The following is a 16,062-nucleotide window of genomic DNA, read 5'->3' on the forward strand; positions in this document are numbered from 1 at the left end:
ACCGTTAGTGGCCTCTATGTAAAGTTTGCAAAGTTTATACCCGTGACGCCGGGCGCACAATGCAGCAGACCACAAGCAAAATCAAAGGTTTGCGTTAACTCGGCAGATTTACGCGGAATGTTTGACGCACCCGGCGCCAGAAACAACAAACCCGGCCTTGGCCGGGTTTGTGACATCGCGATTACAGATCGGGCTCATCAACGCCCGTGTATACGTCGGAATCCTTGTACAAGTCGTGAACATGACGCACCAGCACCATGATCACCGCCGCCACTGGCAGCGCCAGCAGGATGCCGGTAAAGCCGAACAACTCGCCACCCGCCAGGATCGCAAAGATGACCGCCACCGGGTGCAGGCCAATCCGGTCACCCACCAGCAGCGGTGTCAGCACCATGCCTTCGAGGGCCTGGCCGACCATGAACACCGCGACAATCCCCAGCATCGGGTAGAGGTCGCCACCAAACTGGAACAACCCGGCAACCAGCGCCGCACCGATGCCAATCACAAAACCCATATACGGCACGATGGCCGCAAGGCCCGCGATCAGGCCGATCAACAGCCCCAGCTCCAGGCCGATCGCCATCAGGCCAGCGGCATAGATAACCCCCAGGGCCAGCATTACCAGCAATTGGCCGCGGACAAATGCACCCAGTACCTCATGGCACTCACCAGCCAGGGAAACGATGCGTTCTTCACGGTCACGGGGCAGCAGGCTGCGGATCTTGGCCATCATGATGTCCCAGTCCCGCAGCAGGTAGAACGCTACCACCGGGATCAGCACCAGGTTGGTCAACCAACCGATCAGCGCCAGGCTTGAAGCGGTCGCCTGGCTGAGCACCACACTGACGATGTCGGTGGTCTTGTCCATATGTTCGCTGATGGCCGCCTTGACCTTGTCGAACTTCCAGAAACCATCCGCCAGCCCAAACTTGGACTGTGCCCACGGCATTGCCGTGTGCTGCAACCAGTCGAGCATCTGCGGCGCCAGTTCATAGAGGCGAAACAGCTGCTTGGCCAACATCGGCACCAGTATCAACACCAGCGCCGTGATGATCAGGGTGAACAGCGCAAACACCGTGACCACGCCCCAGGTGCGTGACATGCCGGCTTTTTCCAGGCGATCCACCACGGGATCGAACAGATAGGCGAGCAGCAACGCCACCAGGAACGGCGTCAGGATCGAATGCAGCAAGAACACAAAACCGCACAGCAGGACAATCCCGCCAAGCCACACCCAACGACGCGTATCCGCCATACACCACTCCATCTGTTATCTACGCCCTTCTTCTATATAGAAGAAGAAACACTATTTACCAACGAAAACGTAATTGCGCCTGGGGCTCAGGTGCAACTGCCGGTTGCGTGCCATCCACCACGGGTTGCTGGGCCGGGACTTCGCCAGCAGGGATCTCCTGCAGCTTGGCCAGGCTCAATTGGGTACGCAGTTGATCGGCACTGCCATGGACGCGATACACAATGCGATTGCCATCCACTAACTGCGGCTGACCACCAAAGGGTTCCAGCAAACGGCCCAGTGCGGCGTAGCGCTCCAGGTTCATGCCCTGCACCTCAAGCAATTGCTCGCTGCTCACCCCCGGCTTGACCGCAAAGCGCGGCGCCAGCTTTTGGCTGACCGCCAGCATTACAGCGTCGGCCAGCGCGGCAGTGTCAGCCCCTTGGGCGGCGCCCTGCTCGGCCTTGTCACCCAGCCATAGGCGCCAGTTGGCCTGCCACTGATTACCTTCCTGACGCGCATGCACGGCGAGCAAAGCATCGGCGCCGTAGCGCTCGGAGGCTGCACGCAAGGGCGTAGCGTCGGCACTTTCGAGATTCGGCGCCGTGGCAACGACCTGCTCATCCAGGTCGCCCAGCGGCAAGCGCAGCGGTAAGCCACGGTGTTGCGCGGCCCGGCGCAGCGCTTGGGCAACGGCCTGGCCGTCGCCGACCAGGCTGCTGCCTTCGGTAGAATCGTTCAGCCACCAACCGAGGATCGACGGCCGATTACTGCCCCAGATAGACAAGCCCGCCTCACGCAAGGCACGGTCGGTGCTGACCGGGTCGAAGTCTACTTGCAGGCTTTCCGGTGGGCCGGCGTCGTAGCCGTACTGGCTGATGATTTGCTGCGGGTCCTTGCGGATCGCCGCAAAGCCCGGGCCATCGGCGGCCTTGGCGTCGCCGGTCAGGCGGATCACCAGGGTCTGCACGGCACGCTGGGTAGCCTGGTCGCGTTCCTGGGGCGACTGGCTGCTGACCGGTTCGAGCACTTGATAGAGTCCATTGAGGGTTTCGGCATGACTCGCCAGGCTGACCAACGACAAGCAGCCTACAAAGAAGAATTTACACAGACGCATTTAAGATTCCCGAACGACAAATTTAGCGGCTGGAACAGCCCGCGTGAACTCGGCTTGGCAGGGCTGTGACCACAGCAGCCAGCAAAACATTCACAGGGCCTCGGTAAGTTTTTGTACTGTCATAACGATAGCCGGTTCAAGGCTATACCTTAACAGCCACCCAAGCAGAGCCGATCAGCATTTTTTAAGCGGTTTTCTACCTATATGGCCCTGCCCGTCGGCCCGAGGATGGCCGCTGCCCCTCAAGCCTGATAAAATCGCGCGCCTTCGCAGACCGTCAACGGCAGGGCCTTTTCCAAAAGCCTGCGCCCGCCCGGTCGTTACCCAGAAATCCCCCCTAAAGGCCTGGATCATGAGCAAGCAACCCTCCCTGAGCTACAAGGACGCCGGTGTAGACATCGACGCCGGTGAAGCATTGGTCGAACGCATCAAGAGCGTCGCCAAGCGCACTGCGCGCCCCGAAGTCATGGGCGGCCTGGGCGGTTTTGGCGCCCTCTGCGAAATCCCGGCCGGCTACAAGCAGCCTGTACTGGTGTCCGGCACCGACGGCGTGGGTACCAAGCTGCGCCTGGCCCTGAACCTGAACAAGCACGACAGCATCGGCATCGACCTGGTTGCGATGTGCGTCAACGACCTGGTGGTGTGCGGCGCCGAGCCGTTGTTCTTCCTCGACTATTACGCCACCGGCAAGCTCAATGTCGAGACCGCGACCCAAGTCGTGACCGGCATCGGCGCTGGCTGCGAACTGTCGGGTTGCTCCCTGGTCGGCGGCGAAACCGCTGAAATGCCAGGCATGTACGAAGGCGAAGACTACGACCTGGCGGGCTTCTGCGTTGGTGTTGTCGAAAAAGCCGAGATCATCGACGGCTCCAAAGTGGCTGCCGGCGACGCCCTGCTCGCCCTGCCATCGTCCGGCCCGCACTCCAATGGCTACTCGCTGATCCGCAAGATCATCGAAGTGTCCGGCGCCGACATCGAGAACATCCAGCTCGACGGCAAGCCACTGACCGACCTGCTGATGGCCCCGACCCGTATCTACGTCAAGCCATTGCTCAAGCTGATCAAGGACACTGGCGCAGTCAAGGCCATGGCCCACATCACCGGCGGTGGCCTGCTGGACAACATCCCGCGCGTCCTGCCAAAAGGCGCCCAGGCGATTGTCGACGTGGCCAGCTGGCAGCGCCCGGCGGTCTTCGATTGGCTGCAGGAAAAAGGCAACGTCAACGAAACCGAGATGCACCGCGTGCTGAACTGCGGCGTGGGCATGGTCATCTGCGTGGCACAAGAGCACGTGGAAACCGCGCTGAACGTATTGCGTGAAGCCGGCGAACAGCCATGGGTCATCGGCCAGATCGCAACCGCCCCGGAAGGCGCGGCCCAGGTTGAACTGAAGAACCTTAAGGCACACTGATGCCTGCAACCTGTGATGTCGTGGTGCTGCTTTCCGGCACCGGCAGTAACTTGCAGGCCCTGATCGATAGCACGCGCACTGGCGACAGCCCAGTGCGCATCGCTGCGGTGATTTCCAACCGCAGCGACGCCTACGGCCTGCAACGCGCCAGGGACGCGGGTATCGACACCCGCTCTCTGGATCACAAGGCGTTCGAGGGTCGCGAGGCCTTCGACAGCGCCTTGATCGAACTGATTGACGCCTTCGCGCCCAAACTCGTGGTGCTTGCCGGCTTCATGCGCATCCTCAGCGCAGATTTCGTAAGGCACTACGAGGGGCGCTTGCTCAATATCCACCCTTCCCTGCTGCCCAAGTACAAAGGTATGCATACCCATCAGCGCGCCCTCGACGCCGGTGACAGCGAGCATGGCTGCAGCGTGCACTTTGTCACGGAGGAACTCGATGGCGGGCCTCTGGTCGTACAGGCAGTGGTTCCGGTAGAGTCAGGCGACTCGGCGCAGACACTTGCGCAACGGGTTCATACCCAGGAACACAGGATTTACCCGCTGGCTGTTCGCTGGTTTGCCGAGGGGCGGTTGATTCTCGGTGACCAAGGTGCATTATTGGACGGTCAGTTACTCGCGGCCAGCGGCCACTTGATTCGAACCTAGGAGATTTTATGCGTCGCGCCCTGCTCTTCGCTTTTGCGCTGTTCGCTTTGCCTGCCGTACAAGCGGCAGACCTTCACCCTTTCTCCGTCAGCTACACCGCCGACTGGAAGCAGCTGCCCATGAGTGGTTCGGCTGAACGCAGCCTGGTCAAGAATGGCGACGGCACCTGGACCTTGAACTTCAAGGCCTCGATGATGATTGCCAGCCTGACCGAAACCAGCGTGATCCTGTTCGACAAGGACACCCTGCAACCCAAGAGCTACAGCTTCGAGCGCGGCGGGCTGGGCAAGGCGAAGAAAATCAATCTGGACTTCGACCAGAGCGCCAAGAAAGTGACCGGCTTTGAAAATAAAGACCCGGTCAATGTCACGCTTGAAAGCGCCATGCTCGACAAGTCCACCTACCAGCTCGCCTTGCAGCGCGATGTGGCCGCTGGCAAGAAAAGCATGAGCTATCGTGTGGTCGAAGGCACTGATACCGATACCTACGACTTCCGCGTTATCGGCTCGGAAAAGGTCCAGACCAAGGTAGGCTCAATCGACGCGATCAAGGTCGAGCGCGTGCGTGACCCATCGCAGAGCAAGCGCATTACCCAGATGTGGTTTGCCAAGGACCAAGGCGGCATTCTGGTGGCCCTGCGTCAGGTTGAGACTGATGGCAAGGAATACAACATCATGCTGCAGGATGGCACTGTTGATGGTCAGGCCGTCAAGGGCAGCTGATTGCGCTGATGTGCTGGGAAAGCCTCGCTGAATGCGGGGCTTTTTTTTGCCTGGGGATTTTTATGTGAAGCGTCGAACATGAAACTTTTGTCATAAAACTCATGGCCCTGCGGCGCAATGTCACGGTTTACGCGGCCTGCGGGATTGTTGCGTTTGCTGCAATGAATTGTTGCGCGTAAAACCCGTTTACTTAGCAAGCTAACAAATAATATAAAAGAGGCCTGCGACGACTTGCCGCAGATCAACCAGAGATTGGAGCAAGCAGATGACTGTAAAAGTAACTGAACGCGACGATGAACATATGTCCCATGAAGCAGTAGGCCACGGGATTCACATCTGGGATGTCCATCAGCAAGACGTATTGGTCGGCATGTTTCACAACGAGAACGACGCCCACAATTATAAAAACGAGCTCGAAACTCTCGAACTGCAACGCCAGGCAAAAAGCTCCTGAAGCTCTGAAATCATGTTGACGCCCGGCCCACGCAGCCGGGCCGTCTACAAACAAAAACCCCGCCTTTTAAGCGGGGTTTGTTGTTTCTACAGCCTTACCACATCAGATCATCCGGGATCTGGTACGCGGCGTAAGGATCATCCTCATCCGGTACCTGGCTTTCGGTGAGGATGTTGAGCTGCACGATACGTTCCGGCGCCCGCTCCTGGATCTTCAGCGCTGCTTCTCGAGGGATTACCTCGTAGCCGCCACCGTGGTGCACGATGGCCAGGGAGCCGTTGCTCAGCTTGTTGCGCATCAGTGTGTTGACCGACAGGCGCTTGACCTTCTTGTCATCCACGAAGTTGTAGTAGTCCTCGGTCGTCAGCTTGGGCAAGCGCGAGGTCTCGATCAGTTGCTTGACCTGGGCCGTACGGGCCTTGGCCTCGGCCTTTTCCTGTTGCTGACGATTCAGCTCCTGGTCACGCTTGACCTTCTCGGCATGGGCCTCGGCGGCCAGGCGTGCCTGGGTGTCATCGACTTCAGCTTGACCCTTGTGGACCAGGCGCTGCTGCTTCTGTTTCTCTTTGCCGACCTGCTTGGCCTGCTTTTGGTTGACCAGACCTGCTTTGAGCAACTGGTCGCGAAGGGAAAGGCTCATGGTGCTTACTCACTTAGGCAACTGCTCAACCGCAGCTGGACACATTCTTTTCCTGACGTTTGGCTTCGCCCCACAGGGCGTCCAACTCTTCGAGGGTGCAATCTTCTATGGGTTGGTGGGTATCGCGCAATGCCTGTTCGATAAATCGGAAACGTCGCTCGAACTTGGCATTGGCGCCACGCAACGCGGCTTCCGGGTCGACCTTGAGGTGACGCGCCAGGTTGACTGCGGCAAACAGCAGGTCACCGACTTCATCGGCAATGGCCTGCGGATCATTATCGGCCATGGCTTCGAGCACTTCGTCCAACTCTTCGCGCACGTTGTCTACTACCGGCAAGGCGGCCGGCCAGTCGAAACCGACCTGGCTGGCGCGCTTTTGCAATTTGGCGGCACGGGACAAGGACGGCAAGGCAGCGGGTACATCATCCAGCAGGGAAAGCTGCTCCGGCGCGTCGGATTTTTCTGCACGCTCCTCGGCCTTGATCTGCTCCCAGCGTTCCTTGACCTGCTCTTCGCTCAATTGCGGGATATCCAGCGGCGCATACAGGTCGCCGGTGGGAAACACATGGGGATGGCGCCGGATCAGCTTGCGCGTGATGCTGTCGATCACCCCGGCAAATTCGAAGCGCCCTTCTTCCCGCGCCAACTGGCTGTAATACACCACCTGGAACAGCAGGTCGCCCAGCTCTCCCTGCAGATGATCAAAGTCGCCGCGCTCGATGGCGTCGGCGACTTCGTAGGCTTCTTCCAGCGTGTGCGGGACGATGGTGGCGTAGGTTTGCTTGATGTCCCACGGGCACCCGTATTGCGGGTCCCGCAGGCGGTTCATCAGGTGCAGCAAGTCTTCAAGTGAATACATCATGGTGTGCGATTACGCCGCGTCTCGATGATGTTCGGCAACTGCGAAATCCGCCCCAGCAACCGCCCCAACGCATCCAAGCCCGGAATCTCGATGGTCAGGGACATCAACGCGGTGTTGTCCTCCTTGTTCGACCGGGTGTTGACCGCCAGCACGTTGATCCGCTCGTTGAGCAGCACTTGCGAGACATCACGCAGCAAACCGGAACGGTCGTAGGCACGAATGATGATGTCCACCGGGTAGGTCAGCACCGGCACCGGGCCCCAGCTGACCTGGATGATCCGCTCCGGCTCGCGCCCGCCCAGTTGCAGCACCGAGGCGCAATCCTGGCGGTGAATGCTCACGCCACGCCCCTGGGTGATATAGCCGACGATGGCGTCGCCCGGCAGCGGTTGGCAGCAGCCTGCCATTTGCGTCATCAGGTTGCCCACGCCCTGGATCTGGATATCGCCCCGCTTGCCAGGCTTGTAGCCGTTGGCCTTGCGCGGGATCAGTTCCAGCTGCTCGTTGCCGCGCTCCGGCTCGACCAGTTGCTGGGCCAGGTTGACCAGTTGCGCCAGGCGCAGGTCGCCGGCACCGAGGGCGGCGAACATATCTTCGGCGATCTTCATGTTGGCTTTTTCAGCCAGCTTGTCGAAGTCCACCTGGGGCAGGCCCAGGCGCGCCAATTCGCGTTCAAGCAGGGTTTTGCCGGCGGCGACGTTCTGGTCGCGTGCCTGCAGTTTGAACCAGTGGACGATCTTCGCCCGCGCCCGCGAGGTGGTGATGTAGCCCAGGTTCGGGTTCAACCAGTCGCGGCTCGGCGTGCCGTGCTTGCTGGTGATGATCTCGACCTGTTCGCCGGTTTGCAGGCTGTAGTTGAGCGGCACGATGCGCCCGTTGATCTTGGCGCCCCGGCAGTTATGCCCGATTTCGGTGTGCACGCGGTAGGCGAAATCCAGCGGCGTGGCGCCCTTGGGTAAGTCGATGGCGTGGCCGTCGGGGGTGAAGATATAGACCCGGTCCGGCTCGATGTCGACACGCAGTTGCTCGGCCAACCCGCCGATGTCGCCGAGTTCCTCGTGCCATTCCAGCACTTGACGCAGCCAGGAAATTTTCTCTTCGTACTGATTGGACCCGGCCTTGACGTCAGTGCCCTTGTAGCGCCAGTGCGCACACACGCCCAGCTCGGCCTCTTCGTGCATGGCGTGGGTGCGGATCTGTACTTCCAGCACCTTGCCCTCGGGGCCGATCACCGCAGTGTGCAGCGAGCGGTAGCCGTTTTCCTTGGGGTTGGCGATGTAGTCGTCGAATTCCTTGGGGATGTGGCGCCACAGGGTGTGGACGATACCCAGCGCGGTGTAGCAATCGCGCATTTCCGGCACCAGTACGCGCACCGCACGCACGTCGTAGATCTGGCTGAAGGCCAGACCCTTGCGCTGCATTTTGCGCCAGATGGAATAGATATGCTTGGCCCGGCCGCTGATGTCGGCCTCGACGCCTGTGGCCTGCAACTCGGAACGCAGCTGGCCCATCACGTCGCTGATAAAGCGCTCGCGGTCCAGGCGCCGTTCGTGCAGCAGCGTGGCAATTTGCTTGTATTGGTCGGGTTCGAGGTAGCGGAAGGACAGGTCCTCCAGCTCCCACTTGATATGGCCGATACCCAGGCGGTGGGCCAGCGGCGCGTAGATATCGAAGACTTCGCGGGCGACGCGGTTGCGCTTCTCGTCGTCGGCGGTCTTCACTGCGCGGATCGCGCAGGTACGTTCAGCCAGCTTGATCAGCGCGACGCGTACGTCATCGACCATCGCCACCAGCATCTTGCGCAGGTTTTCCACCTGGCCCTGGGTGCCCAGCACCATCGACTGGCGCGGGCTGAGGCTGGCGCTGATGGCCGCCATGCGCAGCACGCCGTCGATCAGCTTGGCCACCACGGCGCCGAAACGCTGACTGACCAGTGGCAAGGCAATATGCCCTTCACGCACGCCGCGATAGAGCACGGCTGCGATCAGCGAATCCTGGTCCAGCTTGAGATCGGCGAGGATCTCGGCGATTTCCAACCCGGTGCGAAAGCTTGAAGTGCCTTCGGCCCACAGGTTCTTGGCTGCATTGTCTTGCTGTTCAGACTCACGAGCGAACTCGCAGGCTGCTTTCAAGGCTTCACGGTCCAGTGCCGGGTCGACACTGACGGCATGATCCAGCCATGCCTCGAGATTGATACTGCCGTCGGTGTTGATCGGCTGGTGTGCTCTCACCTGTACCATCTTGCTTACCTTCCCTACGACGCACTTTAGATGCGTCAAAAATCATCGCCGGTCTGCTTTATCACTAAAGCTCACACTGCGGTCTCCCTGGCAGATCACTCGCTCTGGAGACGACAGGCCGGTCGGATTAAACGGGCATCCTAGCCCGCTTCAAATAATGCCATGGCCTCGACATGCGCGGTCTGCGGAAACATGTCGAGGATCCCGGCACGCTTTAGCCGGTAGCCTTGCTTGACCAACTCAACCGTGTCCCGCGCCAGCGTGGCCGGGTTGCAGGACACATACACCAGGCGCTTGGCGCCCAGGGTGGCGAGCTTGCGCACAACCTCCAGGGCACCATCGCGGGGTGGGTCCAAGAGTACCGCAGAAAAGCCCTGTTTGGCCCACTCTGCGTCTGTCAAAGGCTGGGACAAATCCGCCTGAAAAAACTGCGCGTTATGCACATTGTTGCTCTGGGCATTGAGTGCCGCACGCTCAACCATGGCCTGCACACCTTCCACCGCCACCACTTCGCGCACTTGGCGAGCCAGTGGCAAGGCAAAGTTGCCCAGGCCGCAAAACAGATCCAGCACCCGTTCGTCGGCCTGCGGCGCCAGCCACTCCAGGGCTTGGGCGACCATCGCCTGGTTGACCCCGGCGTTGACCTGCACAAAATCTCCCGGTCGGTAAGCCAGCTCAAGATCCCAGGCGTCCAAGCGAAAGCCCAGGGCCTGGTCGGGCTCGACAGGCTCCGGCTGGCCCTCGCCATGCAGCCACAATTGAGCGCCATGGAAGGTGCAGAATTCTTTCAGGATCAGCAGGTCGGCTTCCGACAACGGCGCCATATGCCGCAGCAACACGGCGATGGACGAACCGCTGAACAGCTCCACATGCCCCAGCGCCTGCGGTTTGCTCAAGCGCCGCAGCATATTCGGCAAGCGCTGCATGATCGGTTGCAAGGCCTGTACCAGCACCGGGCACTCATCGATGGCGACGATGTCCTGGCTGGCCACGGCACGGAAACCCACTTCGAGTTTTTTCGCCTTGGCATCCCAGCGCACGGCCACGCGGGCACGGCGCCGATAACCGAACTCCGGCCCGCTCAAAGGCGGCGCCCACTCTTGCGGTTCGACACCCGCCACCCGGGACAGTTGCTCGGCGAGCATGCGCTGTTTCAGGGCAAGTTGTTGATCATGGGGCAGGTGCTGCACGCTGCAGCCGCCACAGCGGCCAACGTGGGCGCAGGGTGCGGGGCGACGCAGTTCGCTGGCCTTGAACACCCGCTCGGTGCGGGCTTCCACTACTTTGCCATGGGTGCCCAATACCCGTGCTTCGACTTCTTCGCCGGCCAGCGCACCATTCACGAACCAGGTACGGCCTTCAAAGAACACAATGCCACGGCCATCATTGGCCAGGCGCTCGATAGTCAGGCGCTGTTTCTTGCCGACTGGAATCTGCGGGGCCCGGCTGCCGCCCGTCGGTTGGAAGCGCAGGCCCCTCTCGTGCTTGGCCATCAGTTGGGTTCGTCGAAAATGCCGGTCGACAGGTAGCGGTCGCCTCGGTCACAGATGATCGCGACGATCACCGCGTTTTCCACTTCCTTGGACAAGCGCAACATACCGGCCACGGCGCCACCAGAGGACACGCCACAGAAGATGCCTTCTTCACGGGCCAGGCGGCGCGTGGTGTCTTCGGCTTCGCGCTGGGCCATGTCGATGATGCGGTCTACCCGCGTGGCGTTGTAGATCTTCGGCAAGTACTCTTCAGGCCAGCGGCGGATGCCCGGGATGGCCGCGCCTTCCATCGGTTGCAGGCCGACGATCTGGATCGCCGGGTTCTGCTCCTTGAGGTAGCGCGAGTTGCCCATGATGGTACCGGTGGTGCCCATGGAGCTGACGAAATGGGTGATGGTGCCCTGGGTCTGGCGCCAGATTTCCGGGCCGGTGCTGGTGTAGTGCGCCTCGGGGTTGTCACCGTTGGCGAACTGGTCCAACACCACGCCACGGCCTTCGGCGGCCATGCGTTCGGCGAGGTCACGGGCACCTTCCATGCCTTCTTCCTGGCTCACCAGAATAAGCTGGGCGCCATAAGCGGTCATCGCCGCCTTGCGCTCGGCACTGCCGTTGTCGGGCATGATCAGCACCATCTTGTAGCCCTTGATCGCCGCGGCCATGGCCAGGGCGATCCCGGTGTTACCCGAGGTGGCTTCAATCAGGGTGTCGCCGGGCTTGATTTGCCCGCGCAGCTCGGCGCGGGCGATCATCGACAACGCCGGGCGGTCCTTGACGGAGCCGGCCGGGTTGTTCCCTTCGAGCTTGAGCAACAGGGTGTTGCTGGTTTCACCCGCCATGCGTTGCAAGCGGACCAGGGGCGTGTTGCCGACGCAATCGGCGATTGTTGGGTACTGCAAGGTCATGGCGTATTCGCAATCCAGACTGCGGGGGCGAACATCATACCGGGAAAGGCCGACGGGCCATATCACGCAAAGTGTGGTGCTTATTGCTTATAGAAATAAGCCAATCAAGTGTTGGCTGTGCAGACGCCTCGATAAACCTGTTATTCCTGCCGCCCGTCGCCATGATTTCTCTGGAAAACCTCTTCACCCATCGCAGCAATCTGCCCTTCGATCAGTGCCTCAAAGGGTTTGAGCAGCAGCTCGAACGATGCTGGCGCTTCCATTACCTGCAGCGCTTGCACGATCGCTTCGACTGTCGACAAGGCTCCAGGCCCCGGTGCCTTGCGCAAGCGATACCGGGAGATGCCGCCGTCAGCCAATGCCACCCGGGGCAACGCCGCCAGCAGAGGATTGAGGTGCAGCAGTTTGCGTGCCTTGCGCCAGGTACCATCGGGCACCACCAGCAACAGCGGCAGATCACCGGGCGCATAGACTTGCAAAGGCTGGGCGTCATCGGCAGGAAACAGCAGCCGCGCCTGGTACCCAGGCGGGTTCAATAACGTCGCCAGATCATCAAACACCTCCCCCACTACCAACTGCGCATTATTCAGGCCCAACGCCGCCAACCGTGCGGTATTGAGCGCATGGCTGACCTCGCTCGGGTGCTGCAACAGCAATACGCGGGTGCGGCTGTCGAGGCTGGGGATCAGCGCACAGAGACAGTGAGTGGTCGGCCTGAGGCAGCGCGGGCATTGGGGTCTGGACATGATTTTCAGGCCTGATTGAGCTGGGTCTTGAGCAAGTCACGGAAGGTCTGGATCAGCGGTTCGCGGCTGCGGCCACGGCGCATGATCATTGAAAACGGTGCCTGGTAGCCAAAAGTGGCCGGCAGCAAGACGCGCAGGTCGCCCTTGTCGGCCCAGGCTTGTGCATAGTGTTCGGGCAGGTAGCCGATGTAGGCGCCGGACAGCACCAGGATCAGTTGCGCCTCCATACTTTCCACCGTCGCGGCGCTGTGCTTGAAACCGTGGCGCGCCAGCTCGGCCTGACTCCAGTAGCCGCGCCCGACCATGCGTTGCTGAGTGATGACCTGCTCGGGGATGCGCCGCTCGTTGAACAACGAGTGCCGATTGCTGCAATACAGCCAGTGCTGCTCGCGGTACAGCGGCATATAGATCAGCCCGCTCATACGATTGGAAAAGGCGCCGATGGCCAGGTCCAGACGGTTGTCCTGCACGCCCAGCTGCAGTTCGTAGGGACTCATCACCGACAGATGCAGGTGTACCGCCGGGTGCTCCAGGCTGTAGGCGCCGATGACTTCGGCGAAGGGCAAGGCCTTGTCGCTGACGGTGGAGTCGAGCACGCCGAGCTTGAGAGTACCGCGCAGCTCGCCTTTCAATGCAGCAGCGTACTGCTCGAAGCCTTCCAGTTCGCCCAACAGGCGCAGAGTTTCCTGATAAAACAGTTCGCCCTTGCTGGTCAGGCTGAAGCCGCCGCGCCCGCGATGGCACAGCACCAGGCCCAGGGCTGATTCGAGCTGGCTCATGTAAGTGCTGATCGCCGACGTCGACAGATTGAGTTCGTGCTGGGCGTTGGCGAACCCCTGGTGGCGCACGACGCTGACGAAGATGCGCAGGAGTTTCAGGTCGGGCAAGGCGTTGGCCATGGGGTCTCCAGAGGCACACAAAAAACCTGTGGGGGCGAGTTTACCTCAAGCTTTAGTTCAGAAAAATCTGAACTAAGTATTTGCCCCTGCCGATTCTTCCTACGCCAGGCTTTTCGCAGAATCGGCCCCTAATAAACAAAACAACGATGAGGCAATCCGTGGACAAGATTTTCCACCAACCACTGGGCGGCAACGAAATGCCGCGCTTCGCCGGCATCGCCACCATGATGCGTCTTCCCCACCTGCAAACCGCCAAGGGCCTGGATGCGGCCTTTATCGGCGTGCCCCTGGATATCGGCACCTCGTTGCGCGCCGGTACGCGTTTCGGCCCACGGGAGATCCGTGCCGAGTCAGTGATGATTCGCCCGTACAACATGGCCACCGGCGCGGCACCGTTCGATTCGCTGTCGGTGGCCGATATCGGCGATGTGGCGATCAACACCTTCAACCTGCTCGACGCCGTGCGCATCATTGAAGAAGCCTACGATGAAATCCTCGAGCATGACGTGATCCCCCTGACCCTGGGCGGCGACCACACCATCACCCTGCCGATCCTGCGGGCGATCCACAAGAAACACGGCAAGGTCGGGCTGGTGCACATCGATGCCCATGCCGACGTCAACGACCATATGTTCGGCGAGAAAATCGCCCACGGCACCACCTTCCGCCGCGCCGTGGAAGAAGGCTTGCTCGATTGCGACCGCGTGGTGCAGATCGGCCTGCGCGCCCAGGGCTACACCGCCGAAGACTTCAACTGGAGCCGCAAACAGGGGTTTCGCGTCGTACAGGCCGAAGAATGCTGGCACCACTCCCTCGCGCCGCTGATGGCTGAAGTGCGCGAGAAAGTCGGCGGTGGCCCGGTGTACCTGAGCTTCGACATCGACGGCATCGACCCCGCCTGGGCGCCCGGCACCGGCACCCCGGAAATCGGCGGGCTGACCACCATCCAGGCCATCGAAATCATCCGCGGCTGTCAGGGCCTCGACCTGATTGGTTGCGACCTGGTAGAAGTTTCGCCGCCTTATGACACCACCGGCAACACCTCGTTGCTGGGCGCCAACCTGCTGTACGAGATGCTCTGCGTACTGCCTGGTGTGACGCATCGCTGATAAGCGCGCACAGGGTATGAAATAACAACAAAGTCCTTCCACCCTAACAACTACGGGGGTCACAAAGCCCCCCATCCCTCGATATACCTGACTTTTGCTCGCGTGTTTACGGAGCCGGCTGCCGCCTGATCACCCATAAAAAAGATAATCGGAGAACCGTCATGGCTTTGGATTTATTCGTCGTACTCCTCTACGCCGCCGGCATGCTCGTGCTCGGCTACTTCGGCATGCGCCGCGCCAAGACCCACGAAGACTACCTGGTGGCCGGCCGTAACCTCGGCCCGTCGCTGTACATGGGCACCATGGCCGCTACGGTATTGGGTGGGGCTTCCACCGTCGGCACCGTGCGCCTTGGGTATGTGCACGGTATTTCAGGTTTCTGGCTGTGTGCCGCGCTGGGTGCGGGGATCATTGCGCTCAACCTGTTCCTGGCCAAGCCGCTGTTGAAGCTGAAAATCTTTACCGTCACCCAGGTCCTGGAAAAACGCTACAACCCCATGGCCCGCCAGGCCAGTGCGGTGATCATGCTCGCCTACGCATTGATGATCGGCGTGACCTCGATCCTGGCTATCGGCACCGTGCTGCAAGTGCTGTTCGACCTGCCCTTCTGGATGTCGGTGCTGGTGGGCGGTGGCGTGGTGGTGGTGTATTCGACCATCGGTGGCATGTGGTCGCTGACCCTCACCGATATCGTGCAGTTCGTGATCAAGACTGTCGGCCTGATGTTTATCCTGCTACCTATCTGCCTGTACCGCGTCGGTGGCTGGGATGAACTGGTGGCCAAGCTACCCGCGTCGAACTTCAGCTTCACCGCTATCGGCTGGGACACGATCATCACTTACTTCATGATCTACTTCTTCGGCATCCTGATCGGCCAGGATATCTGGCAGCGTGTGTTCACTGCCCGTGACGAAAAGGTCGCCCAGTACGCCGGCACCTTCGCCGGTTTCTACTGCATCCTCTACGGCCTGGCCTGTGCGCTGATCGGCATGGCGGCACACGTACTGATCCCGGACCTGGATAACGTCAACAATGCCTTCGCCGCCATCGTCAAGGCCTCGTTGCCGGACGGCATCCGTGGCCTGGTGATCGCCGCCGCGCTGGCCGCCATGATGTCCACCGCCAGCGCCGGACTGCTCGCCGCCTCCACCGTATTGACCGAAGACCTGCTGCCTCGGCTGCGCGGCGGCAAGCAATCAAGCCTGCGCATCAACCGCCTGTTCACCCTGTTGACTGGCATTGCCGTACTGGGTATCGCCCTGGTGGTGAACGACGTGCTCAGCGCCCTGACCCTGGCGTATAACCTGTTGGTCGGCGGTATGTTGGTGCCATTGATCGGCGCGATCTTCTGGAAACGGGCGACGACTTCGGGAGCAATCACCTCCATGAGCCTGGGCTTCGTGACCGCACTGGTGTTTATGTTCAAGGATGGGCTGGACGCTAACACGCCGATTTACTACAGCCTGGCAGTAGCGCTGGTGAGTTTTGTGTTGGTGAGCTTGCTCTCGCGCCGACCTCAGACGGTGGCGGCTCGGACAGTTTGAGCTATAAAAGGATCTAGCGAGTTACTTCAGCGGGCGCGA

At 60.7% G+C, this 16,062-nt stretch carries 15 protein-coding genes; 6 read left to right on the forward strand and 9 right to left on the reverse strand.

The genetic code is table 11. The features are described 5' to 3' along the window. Positions 1-181: 181 nt before the first annotated feature. Both FRT59_RS10160 and FRT59_RS10165 read right to left on the reverse strand, forming a co-directional pair. Entirely contained in the window at positions 182-1,255 is a 1,074-nt protein-coding gene (locus FRT59_RS10160; protein ID WP_034117136.1) for an AI-2E family transporter, read from the reverse strand. Between the two features lie 55 nt (positions 1,256-1,310). Beyond that, positions 1,311-2,351 carry a DUF2066 domain-containing protein gene (locus tag FRT59_RS10165; protein ID WP_153871098.1) on the reverse strand — a complete coding sequence of 347 codons (1,041 nt, stop codon included), beginning with the start codon at positions 2,349-2,351 and terminating at the stop codon, positions 1,311-1,313. A gap of 352 nt (positions 2,352-2,703) precedes the next feature. On the opposite strand from FRT59_RS10165, the gene purM reads away from it, so the two are divergent. The 4 genes from purM (at position 2,704) to FRT59_RS10185 (ending at position 5,588) form a co-directional block, all read left to right on the forward strand. After that, the gene (purM, locus tag FRT59_RS10170) at positions 2,704-3,762 is read left to right on the forward strand and encodes a phosphoribosylformylglycinamidine cyclo-ligase (protein ID WP_005790182.1); all 1,059 of its coding nucleotides are present in this window, start codon (positions 2,704-2,706) and stop codon (positions 3,760-3,762) included. After that, the gene (gene purN / locus FRT59_RS10175) at positions 3,762-4,412 is read left to right on the forward strand and encodes a phosphoribosylglycinamide formyltransferase (RefSeq protein WP_153871099.1); all 651 of its coding nucleotides are present in this window, start codon (positions 3,762-3,764) and stop codon (positions 4,410-4,412) included. The genes purM and purN overlap by 1 nt, the downstream gene beginning before the upstream one ends. 8 nt (positions 4,413-4,420) lie before the next feature. Continuing rightward, a complete protein-coding gene (locus FRT59_RS10180) occupies positions 4,421-5,134 on the forward strand; it encodes a DUF3108 domain-containing protein (RefSeq protein WP_034117139.1) in 714 nt (237 codons plus the stop codon). 265 nt (positions 5,135-5,399) lie between these two features. Beyond that, on the forward strand, positions 5,400-5,588 hold the full coding sequence (locus FRT59_RS10185) for a hypothetical protein (RefSeq protein ID WP_034117140.1): 189 nt from the start codon (positions 5,400-5,402) through the stop codon (positions 5,586-5,588). A gap of 94 nt (positions 5,589-5,682) precedes the next feature. Here the strand turns inward: FRT59_RS10185 and FRT59_RS10190 are convergent, their stop codons facing one another. From FRT59_RS10190 to FRT59_RS10220, 7 genes are all read right to left on the reverse strand, one after another. Then, positions 5,683-6,228, reverse strand: a complete 546-nt coding sequence (locus tag FRT59_RS10190) for a DUF2058 domain-containing protein (protein ID WP_014719402.1) — start codon at positions 6,226-6,228, stop codon at positions 5,683-5,685. Positions 6,229-6,253: 25 nt separating this feature from the next. Next, on the reverse strand, positions 6,254-7,087 hold the full coding sequence (mazG, locus tag FRT59_RS10195; RefSeq protein WP_034117141.1) for a nucleoside triphosphate pyrophosphohydrolase: 834 nt from the start codon (positions 7,085-7,087) through the stop codon (positions 6,254-6,256). After that, the gene (gene relA / locus FRT59_RS10200) at positions 7,087-9,330 is read right to left on the reverse strand and encodes a GTP diphosphokinase (protein WP_034117142.1); all 2,244 of its coding nucleotides are present in this window, start codon (positions 9,328-9,330) and stop codon (positions 7,087-7,089) included. Before relA ends, mazG begins: the two co-directional genes overlap by 1 nt. 140 nt (positions 9,331-9,470) lie before the next feature. Continuing rightward, complete coding sequence (gene rlmD / locus FRT59_RS10205) at positions 9,471-10,823, reverse strand: 23S rRNA (uracil(1939)-C(5))-methyltransferase RlmD (RefSeq protein ID WP_034117143.1); 1,353 nt, start codon at positions 10,821-10,823, stop codon at positions 9,471-9,473. Then, positions 10,823-11,725: a cysteine synthase CysM gene (cysM, locus tag FRT59_RS10210; RefSeq protein WP_005790197.1), complete on the reverse strand. Its 903-nt coding sequence runs from the start codon at positions 11,723-11,725 to the stop codon at positions 10,823-10,825. Before cysM ends, rlmD begins: the two co-directional genes overlap by 1 nt. A gap of 140 nt (positions 11,726-11,865) precedes the next feature. Beyond that, positions 11,866-12,471: a tRNA-uridine aminocarboxypropyltransferase gene (locus tag FRT59_RS10215; protein ID WP_153871100.1), complete on the reverse strand. Its 606-nt coding sequence runs from the start codon at positions 12,469-12,471 to the stop codon at positions 11,866-11,868. A 5-nt stretch (positions 12,472-12,476) separates the two neighbouring features. Then, complete coding sequence (locus tag FRT59_RS10220) at positions 12,477-13,370, reverse strand: LysR family transcriptional regulator (protein ID WP_153838138.1); 894 nt, start codon at positions 13,368-13,370, stop codon at positions 12,477-12,479. A gap of 158 nt (positions 13,371-13,528) precedes the next feature. Here FRT59_RS10220 and speB point away from each other — a divergent pair, with 158 nt between their 5' ends. Both speB and FRT59_RS10230 read left to right on the forward strand, forming a co-directional pair. Then, complete coding sequence (gene speB / locus FRT59_RS10225; RefSeq protein ID WP_198809651.1) at positions 13,529-14,479, forward strand: agmatinase; 951 nt, start codon at positions 13,529-13,531, stop codon at positions 14,477-14,479. Between the two features lie 161 nt (positions 14,480-14,640). Then, positions 14,641-16,023 carry a sodium:solute symporter family protein gene (locus FRT59_RS10230; RefSeq protein WP_153871102.1) on the forward strand — a complete coding sequence of 461 codons (1,383 nt, stop codon included), beginning with the start codon at positions 14,641-14,643 and terminating at the stop codon, positions 16,021-16,023. Positions 16,024-16,062: the final 39 nt, after the last annotated feature.

The sequence above is a fragment of the Pseudomonas haemolytica genome (assembly GCF_009659625.1).
In the GTDB taxonomy this organism is placed as follows: domain Bacteria; phylum Pseudomonadota; class Gammaproteobacteria; order Pseudomonadales; family Pseudomonadaceae; genus Aquipseudomonas; species Aquipseudomonas haemolytica.